General features: G+C 65.1%; 17 protein-coding genes. 9 read left to right on the top strand and 8 right to left on the bottom strand.

What is annotated here, in order from left to right; all coding sequences use genetic code 11:
• Positions 1 to 187 precede the first annotated feature (187 nt).
• Complete coding sequence (locus tag AC0L25_RS19405; RefSeq protein ID WP_473596992.1) at positions 188 to 646, top strand: tRNA (cytidine(34)-2'-O)-methyltransferase; 459 nt, start codon at positions 188 to 190, stop codon at positions 644 to 646.
• A gap of 187 nt (positions 647 to 833) precedes the next feature.
• Complete coding sequence (soxR, locus tag AC0L25_RS19400) at positions 834 to 1277, top strand: redox-sensitive transcriptional activator SoxR (RefSeq protein WP_473596991.1); 444 nt, start codon at positions 834 to 836, stop codon at positions 1275 to 1277.
• Here the strand turns inward: soxR and AC0L25_RS19395 are convergent.
• Positions 1274 to 1531 carry a hypothetical protein gene (locus tag AC0L25_RS19395; RefSeq protein WP_192356034.1) on the bottom strand — a complete coding sequence of 86 codons (258 nt, stop codon included), beginning with the start codon at positions 1529 to 1531 and terminating at the stop codon, positions 1274 to 1276. The genes soxR and AC0L25_RS19395 overlap by 4 nt on opposite strands.
• A gap of 107 nt (positions 1532 to 1638) precedes the next feature.
• Here AC0L25_RS19395 and hemF point away from each other — a divergent pair, with 107 nt between their 5' ends.
• From hemF to AC0L25_RS19380, 3 genes are all read left to right on the top strand, one after another.
• Positions 1639 to 2553, top strand: a complete 915-nt coding sequence (gene hemF, locus AC0L25_RS19390) for an oxygen-dependent coproporphyrinogen oxidase (RefSeq protein ID WP_473596990.1) — start codon at positions 1639 to 1641, stop codon at positions 2551 to 2553.
• 246 nt (positions 2554 to 2799) lie between these two features.
• Positions 2800 to 3060 carry a DUF1344 domain-containing protein gene (locus tag AC0L25_RS19385; RefSeq protein ID WP_473596989.1) on the top strand — a complete coding sequence of 87 codons (261 nt, stop codon included), beginning with the start codon at positions 2800 to 2802 and terminating at the stop codon, positions 3058 to 3060.
• 269 nt (positions 3061 to 3329) lie between these two features.
• A complete protein-coding gene (locus AC0L25_RS19380; protein ID WP_029349897.1) occupies positions 3330 to 3515 on the top strand; it encodes a DUF1059 domain-containing protein in 186 nt (61 codons plus the stop codon).
• A 6-nt stretch (positions 3516 to 3521) separates the two neighbouring features.
• Here AC0L25_RS19380 and AC0L25_RS19375 read toward each other — a convergent pair whose 3' ends face one another.
• The 3 genes from AC0L25_RS19375 to AC0L25_RS19365 are packed head-to-tail and all read right to left on the bottom strand — an operon-like array spanning position 3522 to position 6096.
• A complete protein-coding gene (locus tag AC0L25_RS19375; protein ID WP_473596988.1) occupies positions 3522 to 4790 on the bottom strand; it encodes a CCA tRNA nucleotidyltransferase in 1269 nt (422 codons plus the stop codon).
• Complete coding sequence (locus AC0L25_RS19370) at positions 4787 to 5419, bottom strand: CoA pyrophosphatase (protein WP_473596987.1); 633 nt, start codon at positions 5417 to 5419, stop codon at positions 4787 to 4789. The genes AC0L25_RS19375 and AC0L25_RS19370 overlap by 4 nt, the downstream gene beginning before the upstream one ends.
• 47 nt (positions 5420 to 5466) lie before the next feature.
• Positions 5467 to 6096, bottom strand: coding sequence for a DUF1285 domain-containing protein (locus AC0L25_RS19365; RefSeq protein ID WP_473597011.1), 630 nt, complete (start codon positions 6094 to 6096; stop codon positions 5467 to 5469).
• A 146-nt stretch (positions 6097 to 6242) separates the two neighbouring features.
• On the opposite strand from AC0L25_RS19365, the gene AC0L25_RS19360 reads away from it, so the two are divergent.
• The 4 genes from AC0L25_RS19360 to AC0L25_RS19345 are packed head-to-tail and all read left to right on the top strand — an operon-like array spanning position 6243 to position 13089.
• Entirely contained in the window at positions 6243 to 7247 is a 1005-nt protein-coding gene (locus AC0L25_RS19360; protein ID WP_352953013.1) for an AAA family ATPase, read from the top strand.
• Positions 7247 to 8161: a DUF58 domain-containing protein gene (locus AC0L25_RS19355; RefSeq protein ID WP_473596986.1), complete on the top strand. Its 915-nt coding sequence runs from the start codon at positions 7247 to 7249 to the stop codon at positions 8159 to 8161. Before AC0L25_RS19360 ends, AC0L25_RS19355 begins: the two co-directional genes overlap by 1 nt.
• Complete coding sequence (locus AC0L25_RS19350) at positions 8158 to 10998, top strand: DUF4159 domain-containing protein (protein WP_473596985.1); 2841 nt, start codon at positions 8158 to 8160, stop codon at positions 10996 to 10998. Before AC0L25_RS19355 ends, AC0L25_RS19350 begins: the two co-directional genes overlap by 4 nt.
• 3 nt (positions 10999 to 11001) lie before the next feature.
• A complete protein-coding gene (locus tag AC0L25_RS19345) occupies positions 11002 to 13089 on the top strand; it encodes a hypothetical protein (RefSeq protein ID WP_473596984.1) in 2088 nt (695 codons plus the stop codon).
• 241 nt (positions 13090 to 13330) lie between these two features.
• Here the strand turns inward: AC0L25_RS19345 and clpS are convergent, their stop codons facing one another.
• From clpS to AC0L25_RS19325, 4 genes are all read right to left on the bottom strand, one after another.
• Positions 13331 to 13636 carry an ATP-dependent Clp protease adapter ClpS gene (clpS, locus tag AC0L25_RS19340; RefSeq protein WP_473596983.1) on the bottom strand — a complete coding sequence of 102 codons (306 nt, stop codon included), beginning with the start codon at positions 13634 to 13636 and terminating at the stop codon, positions 13331 to 13333.
• 190 nt (positions 13637 to 13826) lie between these two features.
• Positions 13827 to 15008 carry a choline ABC transporter ATP-binding protein gene (choV, locus tag AC0L25_RS19335; protein WP_473596982.1) on the bottom strand — a complete coding sequence of 394 codons (1182 nt, stop codon included), beginning with the start codon at positions 15006 to 15008 and terminating at the stop codon, positions 13827 to 13829.
• Positions 15005 to 15859, bottom strand: coding sequence for a choline ABC transporter permease subunit (choW, locus tag AC0L25_RS19330; protein WP_095494431.1), 855 nt, complete (start codon positions 15857 to 15859; stop codon positions 15005 to 15007). Before choW ends, choV begins: the two co-directional genes overlap by 4 nt.
• 160 nt (positions 15860 to 16019) lie before the next feature.
• Entirely contained in the window at positions 16020 to 16967 is a 948-nt protein-coding gene (locus AC0L25_RS19325) for a choline ABC transporter substrate-binding protein (protein ID WP_473596981.1), read from the bottom strand.
• Between the last annotated feature and the right edge of the window lie 31 nt (positions 16968 to 16998).

Raw genomic sequence — 16998 nt, 5'->3', positions numbered from 1 at the left:
CAGGCTGGTAAGCCCACAAGAGGGGCGCTGGATGTACATGATCATCATGAATTCCCCTCCATCGGTTCGGGTTGACAATGCCCGGCGTATAACCGACTTCGCAGAAAATGACCACCCGCCGGTCCAGCAATTTCCAAAACCGCGAACCTGCTGTGGCCGATCTGCCACTTACTAGAAGGATGCGGAAATGAACAACCGTCTCCGCATCGCGCTCTACCAGCCGGATATCGCCGGCAACACCGGGACAATCCTGCGCTTTGCGGCTTGCCTCGGTCTCGACGTCGACATCATCGACCCGGCCGGCTTCCCGCTCTCCGACCGGGCGCTGAAACGGGCCGGCATGGATTATCTCGAAATGGCGGCTCTGACCCGGCATGTCGACTGGCACGCCTTCGAGAACTGGCGCAGAGGCGAAGCGCGGCGGCTGGTGCTGCTGTCGACCAGAGCCGCGACCGCCTACACCGATTTCGCCTTCACCGACGCCGACATTCTTTTGTTCGGCCGTGAATCCGCAGGCGTGCCGGATCCTGTCCACAAGGCGGCGGATGCGCGACTGATCATCCCGATGCAGCCGGGCGCGCGCAGTCTCAACGTCGCGCTTTCCGTGGCCATGGTGGCCGGCGAGGCGATCCGGCAGCTCGGATAGCATTCGCAGACCGTCGGTGGGCGCAGCGAACACTGCCGCTTTCTGGCCCCCGGCTGCTTCCTGCCCAATGACCGCGCCCTTTCTGGTCATTCTCACCCAGGCGCACATCGCCTTCTCCTGCGGTTTGCATGTCCAGGGTTTCTTCGTTACAAGCTCAACTTAACTTGAGGTCAAGCGGAAAATTCGAATGGCGGTGACGGAACTGACGGTCGGCCAGGTGGCCACGCGCAGCGGGGTGGCGGTATCGGCGCTGCATTTCTACGAGGCGCGCGGACTGATCCGCAGCCACCGCACATCAGGCAATCAGCGGCGCTACAGCCGCGACGTGCTGAGGCGTGTGGCGATCATCAGGATCGCGCAGGAGGTCGGCATCTCGCTGGCCGAGATCGGTGCCGCACTTGAATCGCTGCCTGAAGGCCGCACGCCGACGCGCGAGGACTGGAACCTGCTTTCAACGGCCTGGCGCGACCAGCTCGATCAAAAGATTGCCCAGCTGAAGAAGCTGCGCGACGGGCTGACCGACTGCATCGGCTGCGGCTGCATGTCGATCGACAAGTGCCCGCTGCGGAACAAGGAAGACCGATTGAGCGCCCAGGGCCCAGGAGCAAGGCGGCTGTTGGTCGCTCGTTAATCCGCTGCCGGCAATCGCCTGATGGTGAACTCGATGACGTCGCCTGGCCGCTCGAACCAGCTTTCGATCTCGGTCCAGTAGGCCTGCTTGGGAAAGCGCTCGAACCACTCCTTCGCCTTAAGCCGCGCATCGGAGCGCGGCAGGACGAAGGTCTCGCGCAGGAACCCGTCGCGCGGCATGCGCGCGCGCTCGGCGCGCGAACGGTCGAGCCTCTTCTTCAGGCCATCCAGCGGCGGTCTTGCCGGGGTGCGCACGAAAGAACTCCATTCACACTTGACCCTTGCACCTAAGAGATTAGGGATCGCGGCCGGAAAAGACGAGTCATTTGTCGGGGTACGCGCCCCCACAATGGAGACAGCATTTGCAACGACCCGAAATACCGGCGGGGCTGCCGGCCGACATCGAACAGAAGAAGATGAAGGCGCGGCTGTGGTTCGAGACGTTGCGCGAGCGCATCTGCGTCGCCTTCGAGCAGATCGAGCAGGATCTGCAGGGGCCGCAGGCCTCATGGTCGCCCGGCCGCTTCGAAAAGACGCCGTGGGAGCGTGACACCGGCAAGGGCGGCGGCGGCATCATGTCGATGATGCACGGCCGCGTCTTCGAGAAGGTTGGCGTCCACACCTCCACCGTCTATGGCGAGTTCTCGCCGGAGTTCAGGAAGCAGATGCCGGGCGCCGAGAAAGACCCGCGCTTCTGGGCGAGCGGCATTTCGCTGATCGCCCATCCGTGGAACCCCAACGTGCCGGCCGTGCACATGAACACCCGCATGGTCGTCACCTCGCGCCAGTGGTTCGGCGGCGGCGCCGACCTGACCCCGGTGCTCGACCGTCGCCGCAGCCAGGACGACCCGGACACGGTTGCCTTCCACCGGGCCATGCGATTCGCCTGCGAGAAGAACGCTGGCGTCGCCGACCACGCGAAATTCAAGGCCTGGTGCGACGAGTATTTCTATCTGCCGCACCGCGACGAACCGCGCGGCACCGGCGGCATCTTCTTCGATTGGCTGCATTCGGGTGAGGACAAAGGCGGCTGGAACGCCGATTTCAACTTCGTCCAGGATGTCGGGCGATCTTTTCTCGTCGTCTACGGCCATCTGGTGCAGGCCAATTTCAACGACAACTGGACCGACGGCGACCGCGAAGAGCAGCTCATCCGCCGTGGCCGCTATGTCGAATTCAACTTGCTTCACGATCGCGGCACCATCTTCGGACTGAAGACCGGCGGCAACGTCGCTTCGATTCTGTCCAGCCTGCCGCCGGAAGTGAAATGGCCGTAAAATCTCGGTGAGTCGGACGTGAGCCGCAATGAGGTCCAAATCGTTTGATTTTGGCGGCGAATGTGGCGCGAAGAATATCTTTTTCGTCTAATATCCACTTGAAAAAACAGGACTATTTTTCGTTCCGGGCCGGGAAACGCCGGCGGTTCATCCTCCCTAGAACCGCGACCCGACGCGACCGGACGGCCTATAATTGAGTGGGGCACCCTCCCAAAATGGTGCCCTCATTTTCCAGGAGAGCATGCCATGCGCAAGCTTATTATGTCGGTTGCGGCTGCTGCCGTTCTTGCCTCTGGTGGCGCTGCCTTTGCAGCGGTCAAGCACACCACGGGCACTGTCAAAACCTATGATGGAACGGCCATGAGCCTTGTTCTGGATAACGGATCTACCTTTACGCTGCCCAAGGCCTTCAAGAATCCTGGCCTGAAGCCCGGCGAAAAGGTCCGCGTTTCGTGGGACATGAGCGGCAAGCACAAAATTGCCGAGGCAGTCAGGATCATGAAGTGATCGCCTGCCCCCTGGAGCCAGACGAGGTCTTGCCCCGAGAGCAAGACACAGTCTTGTCTCCGGGGTAGTGTTAAGAGGGCGGAGCAGCGATGCTCCGCCTTTTTTGGTCTCCGCGGCAACCAAAACCATTCGATCGTGTTATGCTTGCTCCCCCAAGCATGACCCGAAAACCGGACCGGTTTCCGACAGGGATCATGCGTTGATCAAAAGGTGCTGGAGCTTCCGTGTCAGAGCAGATGCGACGCTCCGAGGAGGAAGGGAGAAATCCGATGAAGGAATTCCACTGCGGCTCGCTCGTTCCGGGTTGTGACTGGCACACGCGCGCCGACGAGGAAGCCGAGATCATGCGGCGTGCGGTCGAGCACATGCGTGAGACGCATGGCGAGACGATCATCCGCGAGACGATGATCGAAGCCATCCGTTCGCGCATCGAAAAGCCCCGCGACGCGGCCTGATTTTGCCTAACCTTCGAGTGCTTCTGCGGCGCGCTCGAGGAGTGCGCCGCGATCCAGCGCAAAGCCGGACTCGACCCATTCGTTTTCGAGGTTCTTCAAGGTTGCGCCGAGTTTCGGTCCGGGCGACGCGCCAAGCGTCGTCAGATCGGCGCCCTTGAGCGGAAAGTCGGGCTTTTTCCATTTTCCGGCGAAAGCCAGCAGGCGCGAGAAGCCGCCGGCTTCGAGCAGCGCGTCATTGTCCTCTACGGCGCGGCCTCGAGCCGAAGCGAGCGACAGCCGCAAGCGATCGACAAGGCCCTGATGATCGCCACGATAGAGCCGTTTGGCGAGTTCCGCTTCGGTCGTCTTCGGCTCGACAGGCGCTGTCAGCGCCCACTGCCGCAGACGGCCGGCGTCACTGATGGAGAATCTCAGCCGCTCTGCGAGGGTCTTCAGCCGCGCGGCGTCCGGCGGCACGATCGCTTCCAGCCTGAGCAGCGGGTCCGGCGTCCAGCCCAGATCCTTCTCGGCCCTGGTCAGCGCATGGATCGTATCGATGCCCCATTTCTCACTCTCCGGCAGAACGCTGGTAAGCACGCTGGCCTGGCGCATCCACAGCAAGGCGCGCGATGGATCGGGGGCCGACAGCAGCTTCTTCAACTCGGACCAGACGCGCTCGACCGAGAGTTGGCCAAGCCCCTCCTTGAGCCGGGCGCAAGCCTTCAGCCCTTCCGCATCCGGCCGGCCGTTGCCATACCAGGCGAAGAAGCGGAAAAAGCGCAGGATGCGCAGATAATCCTCGCGGATGCGCGCCTCCGGATCGCCGATGAAGCGCAGCCGGCGCGCCTCGATATCGGCGACGCCGCCGACCAGGTCGACGATCGTGCCGTCGGCCTCCGCATAGAGCGCGTTGATGGTGAAATCGCGCCGTTCCGCATCGGCCTTCCAATCGCGCCCGAACGACACCTTGGCCCGCCGTCCGTCGGTCTCGATGTCGGCACGCAGCGTGGTCACCTCGAACGGCTTCCCGCCGGCGACAATCGTGATGGTGCCGTGCTCGATGCCGGTCGGCACAGCCTTGAAGCCCGCCGCCTCGGCGCGGCGGATGGTTTCATCAGGCATGGTCGTGGTTGCGATATCGACGTCGGCGACCGGTTGGCCGATGAGCGCATTGCGCACCGCGCCGCCGGCGACGCGCGCCTCCTCGCCGCCATCCGCCAGAACCGTCAGCAGGCGCTGCAGGTGCCGTTCGCCGAGCCAGTCGGCTTTGCCCGCGAGCGACACCCGGCCGCTCACGTATAGAGCCTTTCATAAAGCGTGCGGATGATGCCGGCGGTGACGCCCCAGATGCGTTGTCCGTCATAAGGCATCTCGTAAAAGACCCATTCGAGGTCGTTCCACATGCGGCTGTCGCGGCCGTGGTTGGCCGGGTCCATCAGGAAGCGCAGCGGCACTTCGAAAGCGGCGTCGACCTCCTCGGGATTCAGCGTCAGTGAAAAACCCGGCCGCACTATTCCCAGCACCGGGGCGATGCGGTAGCCGCTGCCGGAGACGTAATCGGGCATGCGGCCGATAATCTCGACCCGGTCCGACCCGAGGCCGATCTCCTCGAACGTCTCGCGCAATGCCGCCGCCTCCGGGCTCGGGTCGGTAGGATCGATCGTGCCGCCCGGGAAGGCCACCTGCCCCGAATGGTTGCGCAGGTTTTCCGCCCGTTTGGTCAGCAGAACCGTGGCATCGCGTCCGTGATCGACCACCGGGATCAGCACGGCGGCATCGCGCAGCGCCTTTGCGAGCTTCAAACGCGGATGGCCGGGGTTGAAGCGATGGTCGCCATAATCGTCGGCGGCATGCGCCAGCGGCTGTGCCGCGACGCGGGCGCGAAAATCCGCGGCGGAAAACGGCGCCCCCGTCACTTGGTCCATAGTGTCATCTGGTCCATCGCGTCACCTGGTCCATCATTCGCTATCCGTCATGCGCTCAGCCGCTGCAGTTTTTCGGCCGGCATGATCGGATAGACCGCGCCCCTCGAACGGACGGCAAACATCCTTCTGCCGCCGACCTCGATCTCTTCGCCATGATCGACCAGTTCGTACATGACCGGCCGCGCCACCAGCGCTTCCAGCCGTCCGCGCACCAGCACATAGGGTTTCAGGCCACCGGTCGCATCCTCGTCGACAAAGCGCAGCGGATGCTCCGGACCGGCCTCCACCACATCGCCGACATTGGTGCGGAAGGTGATGACTTGGCCATCGCCGGTCCCGGAAACGTCCATCTCGACGGCGATGAAAGGCGCGTCGACGACGCGGATGCCGACCCTTTCCACCGGCGTTACCAGATAGGTCTTGCCGTCTTCGTCCTTGCGCAGCACGGAGGAAAACAGCTGCACCAGCGGCATGCGGCCGATCGGCGTGCCATGGTAGAACCAGGTGCCGTCCTCTCTGATCTCCATGTCGAGATCGCCGCAAAAAGCCGGATTCCAGCGCTCCACCGGCGCCGGCCCCTTGCCTGCACGCGTTGCGCGGGAGACGAGCGCCTCGAGCCCGCGCGCCTCGGTGGCGGCCGTCAGGTTCTCTTCACGATCGTCGGCGCGTTCTGTCATGGTCACGAAATAGTCACTGTTGTTCCGCTTGTCAGCCTAAGTCTGTGATTTAAGTTCAAAGACAGGCGCCATGCGAGGCCGAATCGCGGCACTCTGCAGCGTCGAAGGTGCAAGCCGGTATTTCCAACGAGAAGGATCGATGCTGCATGAGCGTGATGATCAAGGAAAGCCCGATCAGCGAAAAGGATATGATCGGACAGGCCGAGACGGCGCTGGCCGACATTTCCAGGGTTCGCGATGGCGTCGGCCGCGTCATCTTCGGCCAGGAAAGCGTCGTCGAACGCACCCTGGTGGCGCTGCTGGCCGGCGGCCATGCGCTGCTGGTTGGCGTGCCCGGCCTTGCCAAGACCAAGCTGGTCGAGACGCTCGGCATCGTGCTCGGCCTCGATTCTCGCCGCATCCAGTTCACGCCCGACCTGATGCCGTCCGACATTCTCGGCTCCGAGGTGATGGAGCAGGACGAATTCGGCAAGCGTTCGTTCCGCTTCATCTCCGGGCCGATCTTCGCGCAGCTGCTGATGGCCGACGAGATCAACCGCGCTTCGCCGCGCACCCAGTCGGCCCTGCTGCAGTCGATGCAGGAATACCACGTCACCATTGCCGGTGTCCGCCACGACCTGCCGGCACCCTTCCATGTGCTGGCGACGCAGAACCCGCTGGAGCAGGAGGGCACCTATCCGCTGCCCGAGGCGCAGCTCGACCGCTTCCTGATGCAGGTCGACATCCTCTATCCGGAAATCGAGGCGGAGCGCCGCATCCTTCTGGAGACAACCGGCATCGAGGACGCCAAGGCGCAGAACGTGCTGCAGCCGGCGCGGCTGAAGGAGATCCAGACCCTCATTCGCCGCATGCCGGTGCCGGAAAGCGTCGTCGAGGCGATCCTCCAGCTGGTGCGCTCGGCGCGCCCCGGCCAGGGCAATGCCGAGACCGACAAGCACGTCGCCTGGGGCCCAGGCCCGCGCGCCAGCCAGGCGCTGACGCTGTGCGCCCGCGCCCGCGCCCTTTACGACGGGCGGCTGGCGCCGTCGATCGACGATATCAGAGCGCTCGCTGAGCCGGTGCTGCAGCACCGCATGGCGCTGACCTTTGCCGCCCGTGCCGAGGGCACGACCGTACGCGACGTGGTGGCGAAACTGGCAAAAGGCATCTGATGGCGCGTATAGGCGAGGCCCAGGCACCGGCGGCGACGCGTGACGCGCTCGCCCGCGGCCGGTTGCGGGCTTCGCTGGTGCCGGACCTGCTGGTCGAGGCGCGCCGCATCGTCAACACCGTGATCGCCGGCTGGCACGGCCGCCGCAAGCGCGGCATCGGCGAGAATTTCTGGCAGTTCCGGCCCTATGTCGAAGGCGATTCCTCGCGTGTCGACTGGCGCCGCTCGGCCCGCGACGATCACATCTATGTGCGCGACCGCGAATGGGAGGCCGCCCATACGGTGTGGCTGTGGGCCGACCCCTCGCCTTCCATGCTCTACAAATCGACCGGGGCCACCGTCTCGAAGGAGTCCCGCGCTCTGGTGCTGGCGCTCGCCATGGCTGAGCTTCTGTCGCGCAGCGGCGAGCGCATCGCCTGGCCCGGACTGACCGATCCGTTCACCGCCCGCAACGGCGCCGAACGCATCGCGGCGCAGCTCACCCATGCCGGCGAGCTGCCGGCAAAGCCCGACCTGTCCGCCATCCGTCGCTTCTGCGACATCGTCATCGTCAGCGACTTCCTCGATCCGGTCGAGGACACCATGGCCTGGCTCGACGTGCTCGCCCGCCACGGCGTGCGTGCCCATCTGATCGAGGTCGCCGACCCCGCCGAGGAGAGATTCCCCTATGCCGGCCGTACCGAATTCACCGATCCGGAGACCGGCGACAAGCTGACCGCCGGCCGTGCCGAAACGCTGGGCGATGAATACCGACTGCTTTACATCGCCCGCCGTCAGGAACTGACCGACTGGTGCAAGCGGCTCGGCTGGAGCTTCACCGTCAACCACACCGACCGCCTTGCCTCCGATGCGCTGGTGCGTGTTCACATGGCGATGACCGTCGATGGCAGCTCAGCCGGGAGGATCCGCGCATGAGCTGGCTGCCGCTCTCCTTCGGGGCGCCGATGGTGCTGTGGGGCCTTCTGGCACTGCCGGTGATCTGGTGGCTTTTGCGGTTCACCCCGCCCAAGCCGCAGACCGAGGTCTTTCCGCCGCTGAAGATCCTGGCGCGGGTGCTGAAGCGCGAGGAGACGCCGCAGCAGAGCCCGTGGTGGCTGACGCTGCTCAGGCTGCTGATGGCCGCCCTTATCGTTGCGGCGCTGGCCGAACCTGTATTCAACCCGCGTGAAAGACTGCCGGCCGAGGGGTCTGCCCTAGCGCTGGTCATCGACAATGACTGGGCAAGTGCCGCCGACTGGGGCCAGCGCGTCGCCACGGCCGAACGGCTGATCACCGATGCCAGCTCCAACGGCGTGCCTGTGATCATCGCCTTCACCGCCGAGAAGCCGAATGCCGAGATCGGCCCGTTCGACGCCGCCACCGCGCTCGACCGGCTGCGCGCGGCAAAGCCGCGGCCGATCCCGACCGACCGCCCTGCCGTCTACGCCCGAGTTGCGGCAACCCTGGAGACTTTGCCGGGCGCCAGCGTCGCCGTGCTCGCCGACGGGCTAGCGGCGGAAGGCGATGAGGCCGCCTTCAATACGCTTTTGTCGAAGAACGCCGCCCGTGTGGTCTGGGCCGCCTCCGACCGGACTGGCCTGATCGGCCTGACCGGCGCCGACAACCAGGTGGACGGCTTCGAGCTGACCGCCATCCGCGCGCCGGGCGATCCGGCGCCGGCTCAGGTGACGGCCGGCGCCTTCGACGACAAGGGCCGCCGTATCGCCGACGCCACGCTGACCTTCTCACCGGGCGAATCCACCGCCACCGGCACCATGGCGGTGCCGTTCGAACTGCGCAACGATTTCGCCTCGATCGCGCTCGACGGCCAGCGGCAGGCCGGCGCCGTCCGCGTGCTCGACGAGAATTCCAAGCGCCGCCGCGTCGGGCTGCTGTCGCAGGCCGAAGCCGACCAGGCGCAGCCGCTTTTGTCGCCGCTCTACTACATCCGCCGCGCGCTGCAGCCCTTCGCCGATCTAGCCGAACCGTCGAGCGCCGATCTTGCCGATGCCATCCCCCAGCTCCTCGACCAGAAGCCGGCGATGATCGTCATGGCCGATGTCGGCACCATTCCGGAGCATGTGCGGCAAAGGCTGGTCGACTGGGTCGACAATGGCGGCACGCTAGTACGGTTCGCCGGCTCGCGGCTGGTCGCCGCCGGCAATGACGACGACCTGCTGCCGGTCAGGCTGCGTACCGGCGAGCGTTCGCTCGGCGGCGCGCTGTCGTGGACGACACCGCAGCCGGTTACCGATTTTCCGAAGACCGGTCCCTTCTCCGACCTCGCGCCGCCCGCCGAGGTCACCGTCACCAGGCAGGTGTTGGCCGAGCCGACGCCTGATATCGTCGAGCGCACCTGGGCCACGCTTGCCGACGGCACGCCGCTGGTGACCGGGATGAAGAAGGGCAAGGGCACGCTCGTCCTGTTCCACGTCACGCCGGAGGCGACCTGGTCGAACCTGCCGATCTCCGGCAGCTTCGTCGAGATGCTGCGTCGCATCGTGCAGCTGTCGCGCAACCAGGGCGCAGCGGTCGCCAATGCCGAGGCCGCCGCCACCTCGCTGGCGCCCTACCGCATGATATCAGCCGACGGCACCCTGGTGCCACCGACGCCGGATGCACGGCCGCTGGTGCCGAGTGCCGGCCCGCTGCCGGTGACGTTCGAGAACCCGCCTGGCCTGTACGGCTCCGAAACCGGCGTCCTCGCCCACAATCTGCTCAATGCCGAAAGCAGCTTCGCACCGCTGGTCCGTCCTCAGATCACCGTGCCGGTCACCACCATCCAGTACGCTTTCGACGAATCGCACAATTTGAAGGGCCCGCTGGTGGCGGCAGCTCTCTTGCTGATGGTGCTCGACACGCTGGCCGTGTTCTGGATGGGCGGCCTGTTCTCGCGCCGGCCGCGCCGCGCCGGCACGGCTGCTGCGACCACCGCCGCCCTGCTGATTGCGCTCGGCGCCCTGGTCGGCCACACCGACACCGCCCGCGCCGACGATGCCCAACCCGGCGATGCCAAACCCGGCGACGCTCGGGCGATCGAGGACATTTCCAAGACCCGGATCGCCTATGTACAGACCGGCGAACGGAGCGTCGATTCGATCAGCCAAGCCGGGCTGGAGGGCCTGACCCGCTTCCTGATCGAAAAGACCGCGCTCGAGCCGGGGGCGCCGGCCAGCGTCGATATCTCGAAGGACCAGCTGTCCTTCTATCCCCTGATTTACTGGCCGATCGACCCTGCCGCACCGATGCCGAGCCAGGCCGCGATCGCCCGCGTCGACGCCTATATGCAGCAGGGCGGCACGGTGCTGTTCGACACGCGCGACCAGTTCGCTACCGGCATCGGCGCGGATTCGGCCAGTCCGGCGACGGAGCGGCTGCGCGACATCCTCGGCAATCTCAACGTGCCGGCGCTGGAACCGGTGCCGTCGGACCATGTGCTGACCAAATCCTTCTACATCCTGCCTGAGTTTCCCGGACGTTTCGCCGGCGGTCCCCTCTGGGTCGCGGCGTCGCTCGAAGCCGCCAACACCGAGAACCGCCCGGTGCGCACCGGCGACGGCGTCTCGCCGATCATGATCACCGCCAATGATTTCGCCGGCGCCTGGGCGGTCGACGAGAATGGCGACCCGCTTTTACCGACCGTGCCGTCAGACCCGATGCAGCGCATTTATGCGCTGCGCGCCGGCGTCAACATCATGATGTACATGCTGACCGGCAACTACAAATCCGATCAGGTGCACGTGCCTGTGTTGCTCGAACGGCTGGGGCAATAAGCCATGAACTGGTCGCTCGCCTTCGAACCCCTCATCTCCTGGCCGCTGCTCGGCTTGGTGCTGGCGCCGCTGTTGCTGCTGGCGTTGGTCGGCCTGTGGTTTCGCCAGCGCGGCGCGGTCTTCCGTCTCGCCGGCCTGCTCGCGCTGGGTGCGGCCCTGGTCAACCCGGTGTTCCTCGATGAGGAGCGCGAGGCGCTGAAAAGCGTCGTCGCCGTCGTTGTCGACCGCAGCCAGAGCCAGGACATTGGCGAGCGCACCAAGCAGACCGACGACGCGCTGGCCGGGCTTCAGCAGCGCCTCGGCCGCTTCAAGCAGTTCGACGTCCGCGTCGTCGAGGCCGGCAAGTCGGAAGCCGCCGAGGAGCGCACCGAAACGCGGCTTTTCGGCGCGCTTGAAAGCGCTTTCCGCGACGTACCGCCGTCGCGCATCGGCGGCGCCATCATGATCACCGATGGCGAGGTGCATGACGCCCCCGGCGGCACACCCGACTTCAACGCCCCGCTGCACGCGCTGATCACCGGCAACGACCAGGAAAAGGATCGCCGCATCCGCTTCGAGAATGCGCCGCGCTTCGGTCTGGTCGGCAAGCCGCTCGAAATGACCTATCGCGTCATCGGCACCAATAACGAGGGCGGCTCGGTCGACGTGCGCGTGTCGGTCAATGGCGAGCAGGTTTCGGTCGAGCGCGCCACCATCGGCCAGGCCATGCCGCTGCAAGTGACCATTCCCGGCGCCGGCCGCAACATCGTCGAACTCGCCATCGATCCCGAGCCCGACGAACTCACCGACACCAACAACCGCGCCATCGCGCTGATCGACGGCATCCGCGAGAATTTGCGCGTACTGCTGGTCTCCGGCGAGCCGCATGCCGGTGAGCGCACCTGGCGCAACCTTCTGAAATCCGACGCCTCGGTCGATCTGGTCCACTTCACCATTCTGCGGCCGCCGGAAAAGCAGGACGGCACCCCGATCAACGAATTGTCGCTGATCGCCTTCCCGACGCGCGAGCTGTTCGTCGAGAAGATCAAGGATTTCGACCTGATCATCTTCGACCGCTACCAGCACCGCGACGTGCTGCCGATCCTCTACTACGACTACATCGCCGAATATGTCGAAAAGGGCGGCGCGCTGCTGATCGCGGCAGGGCCCGAATATGCCGGCGAAAGTTCCATCGCCCGCACGCCTTTGATGTCGGCGCTGCCGGCGATGCCGACCGGCGAAGTCGTCGACAAGGCCTTCTACCCGCGCCTCACCGAACTCGGCCAGCGCCATCCGGTGACGCGCGGGCTCGACGGCTCCGCCACCGAGCCGCCGCACTGGAGCCGCTGGTTCCGCACCATCGGCGTCGAAAACCCCGAGGGCGAGGCGGTGATGAAGGGGGCGGACAACCGTCCGCTACTCCTGCTCGACCGCAAAGGCGAAGGCCGCGTCGGCATGTTTCTGTCCGACCAGGGCTGGTTGTGGGCGCGCGGCTTCGAGGGCGGCGGCCCGCATGTCCAGCTCTATCGCCGCATCGCCCATTGGCTGATGAAGGAGCCCGAACTCGAGGAGGAGCGGCTGACCGCCGACGGCCGCGGCATGATGCTGGAAATCCGCCGCCAGACGATGAGCGACGATCCCGGCCCGGCGCAGATCATCACCCCGTCCGGCAAGGCGATGACCGTCAAGCTCGAGAGAGCCGAACCCGGCGTCTTCCTGGGCAGCATCGAGACCAGCGAGATCGGCCTCTACCAGGTCGGCAATGGCGACCTGAAGGCGCTTGCTCATGTCGGCCCGGTCAACGCACCGGAATTCACCGACGTCGTCTCGACCGAGAACCGGCTGAAAGCGCCGGCTGAGGCCACCGGCGGCAGCGTGCGCCGGCTGGCGCCATCATCGGCCCTTGGCAACCTCACCGGCGGCGTGACGCTGCCCTCGGTCGTCCCGGTCCGCTCCACGGGCGCGGCGGCCGGCAACGACTGGATCGGCCTGCGCACCACCGACGACAGCGTGCTGAAGGCCGTCTCGCGCGTGCCGCTGTTCGGCGGGTTTCTCGGCCTCGGCCTGCTGCTTCTGGCATTGGGCTCGATGTGGTACCGCGAGGGGCGGTAGCGCGCCGTCTTCCCGTTCACGGGGAGAAGGTGCCGGCAGGCGGATGAGGGGCGGCGCCAGCCTGAAGTGATTAGCAATCTCCACGAGCAACCTAAGTTAAATATTGGCACCCCCGGCGCCGCCCCTCATTGTCCTGCCGGACATTTCTCCCCGTATAGTGACGGGGAGAAAGACGCGGTCGCGAATTGGTTTCGCCAATTGTCAACGGCACAGACGGGGGAGCCGAGGCCAGGGAGGAGCACTACTCCTCAGGCTCCGTCGTGAACATCAGCGGATAGCCCTTGGCCTTGCCGGCATCGGTCGCCCGCGTCGCCTTAGTCTCGGCGACGTCCCTGGTGAAGACGGCGACGACGCAGACGCCGCGCTGGTGCGCGGTGATCATCACCCGCCGCGCCTGGTCTTCGTTCAGCTTGAATTCGCCTTTGAGCACCGTCACCACGAACTCGCGCGGCGTGAAATCGTCATTGAGGAGAATGACCTTGTAGAGCTTCGGCCGTTCGATTTGCGGCTTCGTCTTGGCGCGGGGTTTGGTGACGATCTCAGGCATCTGAACCGGCAACTGCTCGCAAGAGTTTCGCTTTTATTCTGACATAGGCAAAAGTGGTCGTCCATTTTGAGCCGCTTACAAACCGCCGTCCCGGCGGGCGCGACCGTTCACAATTCCGTGCCTATATGGGACCGCCGCCAAGCCGCGCAGACTGCGAAGAAACGATACGGGCCGTTTCGTTTAGAAATAGCTACCGCCGCAACACCGCACTCAGCACGTCCCTAATGCCGATGGCGCCGACGAAGCGCGACTGGTCGTCGAACAGCGCCACCGGTGCGGTCTGCGAGCGGTGCATGGCCAGCATCACCGTCTTCAGCGAGGTGCCGGGATTGGCCCAGAATACCTGCGTCGTCTCCTCCGGCTGCGCCTCGACATCGGCGCAGGACACCCAGAACGCCGGCTTGCCGTCGCGCTCGGCCGCCGCCACCAGCCCGTGCTCGTCGATCTTGAAACGCGTCGTCTTGCGGCGGTCGAGCCACACCCAGCCGTCCTCGCCGTGCTCGAGGTCGCGGCGGTCGCGCATCACGTTCCAGGCGGTCAGCACCGAGAGCGGATTCACATTGGCGATGAAGTCGCGGACATAGTCGTTGGCGGGGCGCAGCACGATGTCTTCCGGCGCGCCGGTCTGCACGATGCGGCCGCCTTCCATGATGGTGATGTGGCTGCCGATCTTCAGCGCTTCCTCGAGGTCGTGGCTGACGAAGATGATGGTCTTCTTCAGCTCGGCCTGCAACTGCAGCAACTCGTCCTGCAGCTTGGTCCGGATCAGCGGGTCGAGCGCCGAGAACGGCTCGTCCATCAGCAGGATCGGCGCTTCGGTGGCGAAGGCACGCGCCAGGCCGACGCGCTGCTGCATGCCGCCGGAAAGCTCATGGGCGTATTTCGACGCCCACTGGTCGAGGCCGACGAGCTTCAACTGGCGTGCCACGCGCGCCTTGCGCTCGGCTTCGGGCACGCCGGAAAGCTCGAGGCCGAAGCCGACATTTTCCGCTACGGTGCGCCAAGGCAGAAGGCCGAACTGCTGGAACACCATGGCGACCCGCGTCTGTCGGATGTGGCGCAGCGTGGCGGCGTCGCAGGTCGCGACATCGACCATGCGGTCGCCGTCCTTGACCATGACGTTGCCGCGCGCCGGCACGTTGAGCAGGTTAACGGCGCGGAGCAACGTCGATTTGCCGGAGCCGGAGAGGCCCATCAGGACGGAAATCTCGCCCTCGTTGACGGTCAAATTGGCGCCGGCGCAGCCGAGCACGGCGCCGGTCTTTTCCAGGATTTCCTGACGCGTCGCGCCCCTGTCTACGAGCGCCAGCGCTTCCTTGCGCGCCGCGCCGAAGACGATGTCGACATTCTTGAAATCGACCGCAGCGCTCATTTGGCGGCCCCCGTGCCGATGCGGCTGATGCGGTCGAGGATGATGGCGAGCACGACGATGGCGAGGCCGGCTTCGAGCCCGAGCGGGATGTTGACCGAGTTCAGCGCGCGCACCACCGGCTTACCAAGGCCGTTAGCGCCGATGAGCGCTGCGATCACGACCATGGAGAGGCAGAGCATGATGCACTGTGTCAGCCCCGCCATGATGGTCGGCAGCGCCGCCGGCAGCTCCACTTTCCACAGGAGCTGGCGTTTTGTCGCGCCGAAGGCTTCGCCGGCTTCGATCATCGGTTTCGGCACCGAGGTGATGCCGAGATGCGTCAGGCGGATCGGCGCGGGAGCGGCGAAGATGACGGTGACGATGAGGCCGGGAGCGATGCCCAGGCCGAAGAGAATGAGCACCGGGATGAGGTAGACGAAGGTCGGCATCGTCTGCATCAGGTCGAGGATTGGCTGGAGATAGCGGTAGCCACGCTCGTTATGCGCCGCCCAGATGCCGATCGGCACGCCAATTGCCATGGAAGCCGCAGCGGCGCCCACGACCAACACCAGCGTCTCGACGGTTTCCTGCCAGAGATCCTGGTTGACGATGAAGAGGAGGCCGAGCGCGACGGCAAGCGCCAGCTTCCATGATTTCTGCAGGTACCAGGCAAGCCCGGCTATGGCGGCAACCAGGAGAACCGGCGGGACGAGCAGCAAAAGATCGACCAGCCCGTCGAGAACGACGGTGAGCCCGTCGGCGATACTGTCGAAAAACCACTCGAAATTGGTGGTCAGAAAGTCGAAGAAGGTCTTGCCCCACCGCCCGATCGGGATTTTGAAGCTCGAAATCAGTTGCGAAACCGGATCCATGGCAAATGTCCCCTCATTTTCTTCACCCTCCCCCTGGCGGGTGGGTCGAACCGCTCAGCGGAGCGGGGTGGGGTGGTCACGGTTATGCTCCGTTCTACACCACTCCCACTGCGGCGCGTGCCGCGCCGACCCTCCCCACAAGGGGGAGGGTGTAAGTCTGCTACGAACCCAGCGCGGTTTTCACGGCGGCCGCGGCGTCGCCGCCGTCGAAGGTCGTCACACCGGCGAGCCATGGCGTCATCGCGTCCGGATTGGCCTTGAGCCATTCGGTAGCCGCGGCCTTCGGGTCGGCGCCATCATTGAGGATCGCACCCATGATCTCGTTTTCCATCTTGAGCGAGAATACCATGTTCTTGAGCAGCGCGCCGACGTTCGGACATTCGGTGGTGTAGCCGGCCCGGACATTGGTGGCGACGGTCGCACCGCCGAAATTCGGGCCGAACACCTCGTCGCCACCCGACAGATAGGCCATCTTGATGTTGGTGTTCATCGGATGCGGCTCCCAGCCGAGGAAGACCACGTCTTCGCCCGATGCGGCCGCCTTCTGCACCGCCGACAGCATGCCCGCCTCCGAGCTTTCGACGAGCTCGAAATCCTTCAGGCCGAACTTGTCGGCGGCGATCATGTCGAGGATCAGGCGATTGCCGTCATTGCCGGCTTCGATCCCGTAAATCTTGCCGTCGAGCTTGTCCTTGAACTTGGCGATATCGGCGAAATCCTTGAGACCGGCGTCATAGGTATGCTGCGGCACGGCGAGCGTATACTTGGCGCCTTCGAGGTTGGTCACGACCGTCTCGACCGACTTGTCTTCGAGATAGGGCTTTATGTCGGCTTCCATGGTCGGCATCCAATTGCCGAGGAAGACGTCGACGTCCTTGTTCTTCAGCGAGGTGTAGGTGACCGGAACCGACAGTACCTGCACGTCGGGTTCGTAGCCGAGCGCTTCGAGGATGACGCTGGCGGTAGCGGTGGTGGCGGTGATGTCGGTCCAGCCGACATCGGCAAAACGCACCGGCTTGCAGCTTTCCGGCTCGGCGGCGAGTGCGCCGCCCACGGAAAGAAATGCCGCCAGACCGAAGCCGGCGGCGAATAGTTTCATACGCGACATCATGTATTCTCCCATTGTGATCTATCGGCGA

The organism is Mesorhizobium sp. WSM4813 (assembly GCF_055811555.1).
Note: the sequence above shows the minus strand (reverse complement) of the source record. Positions and strands in the feature narration are given on the sequence as shown.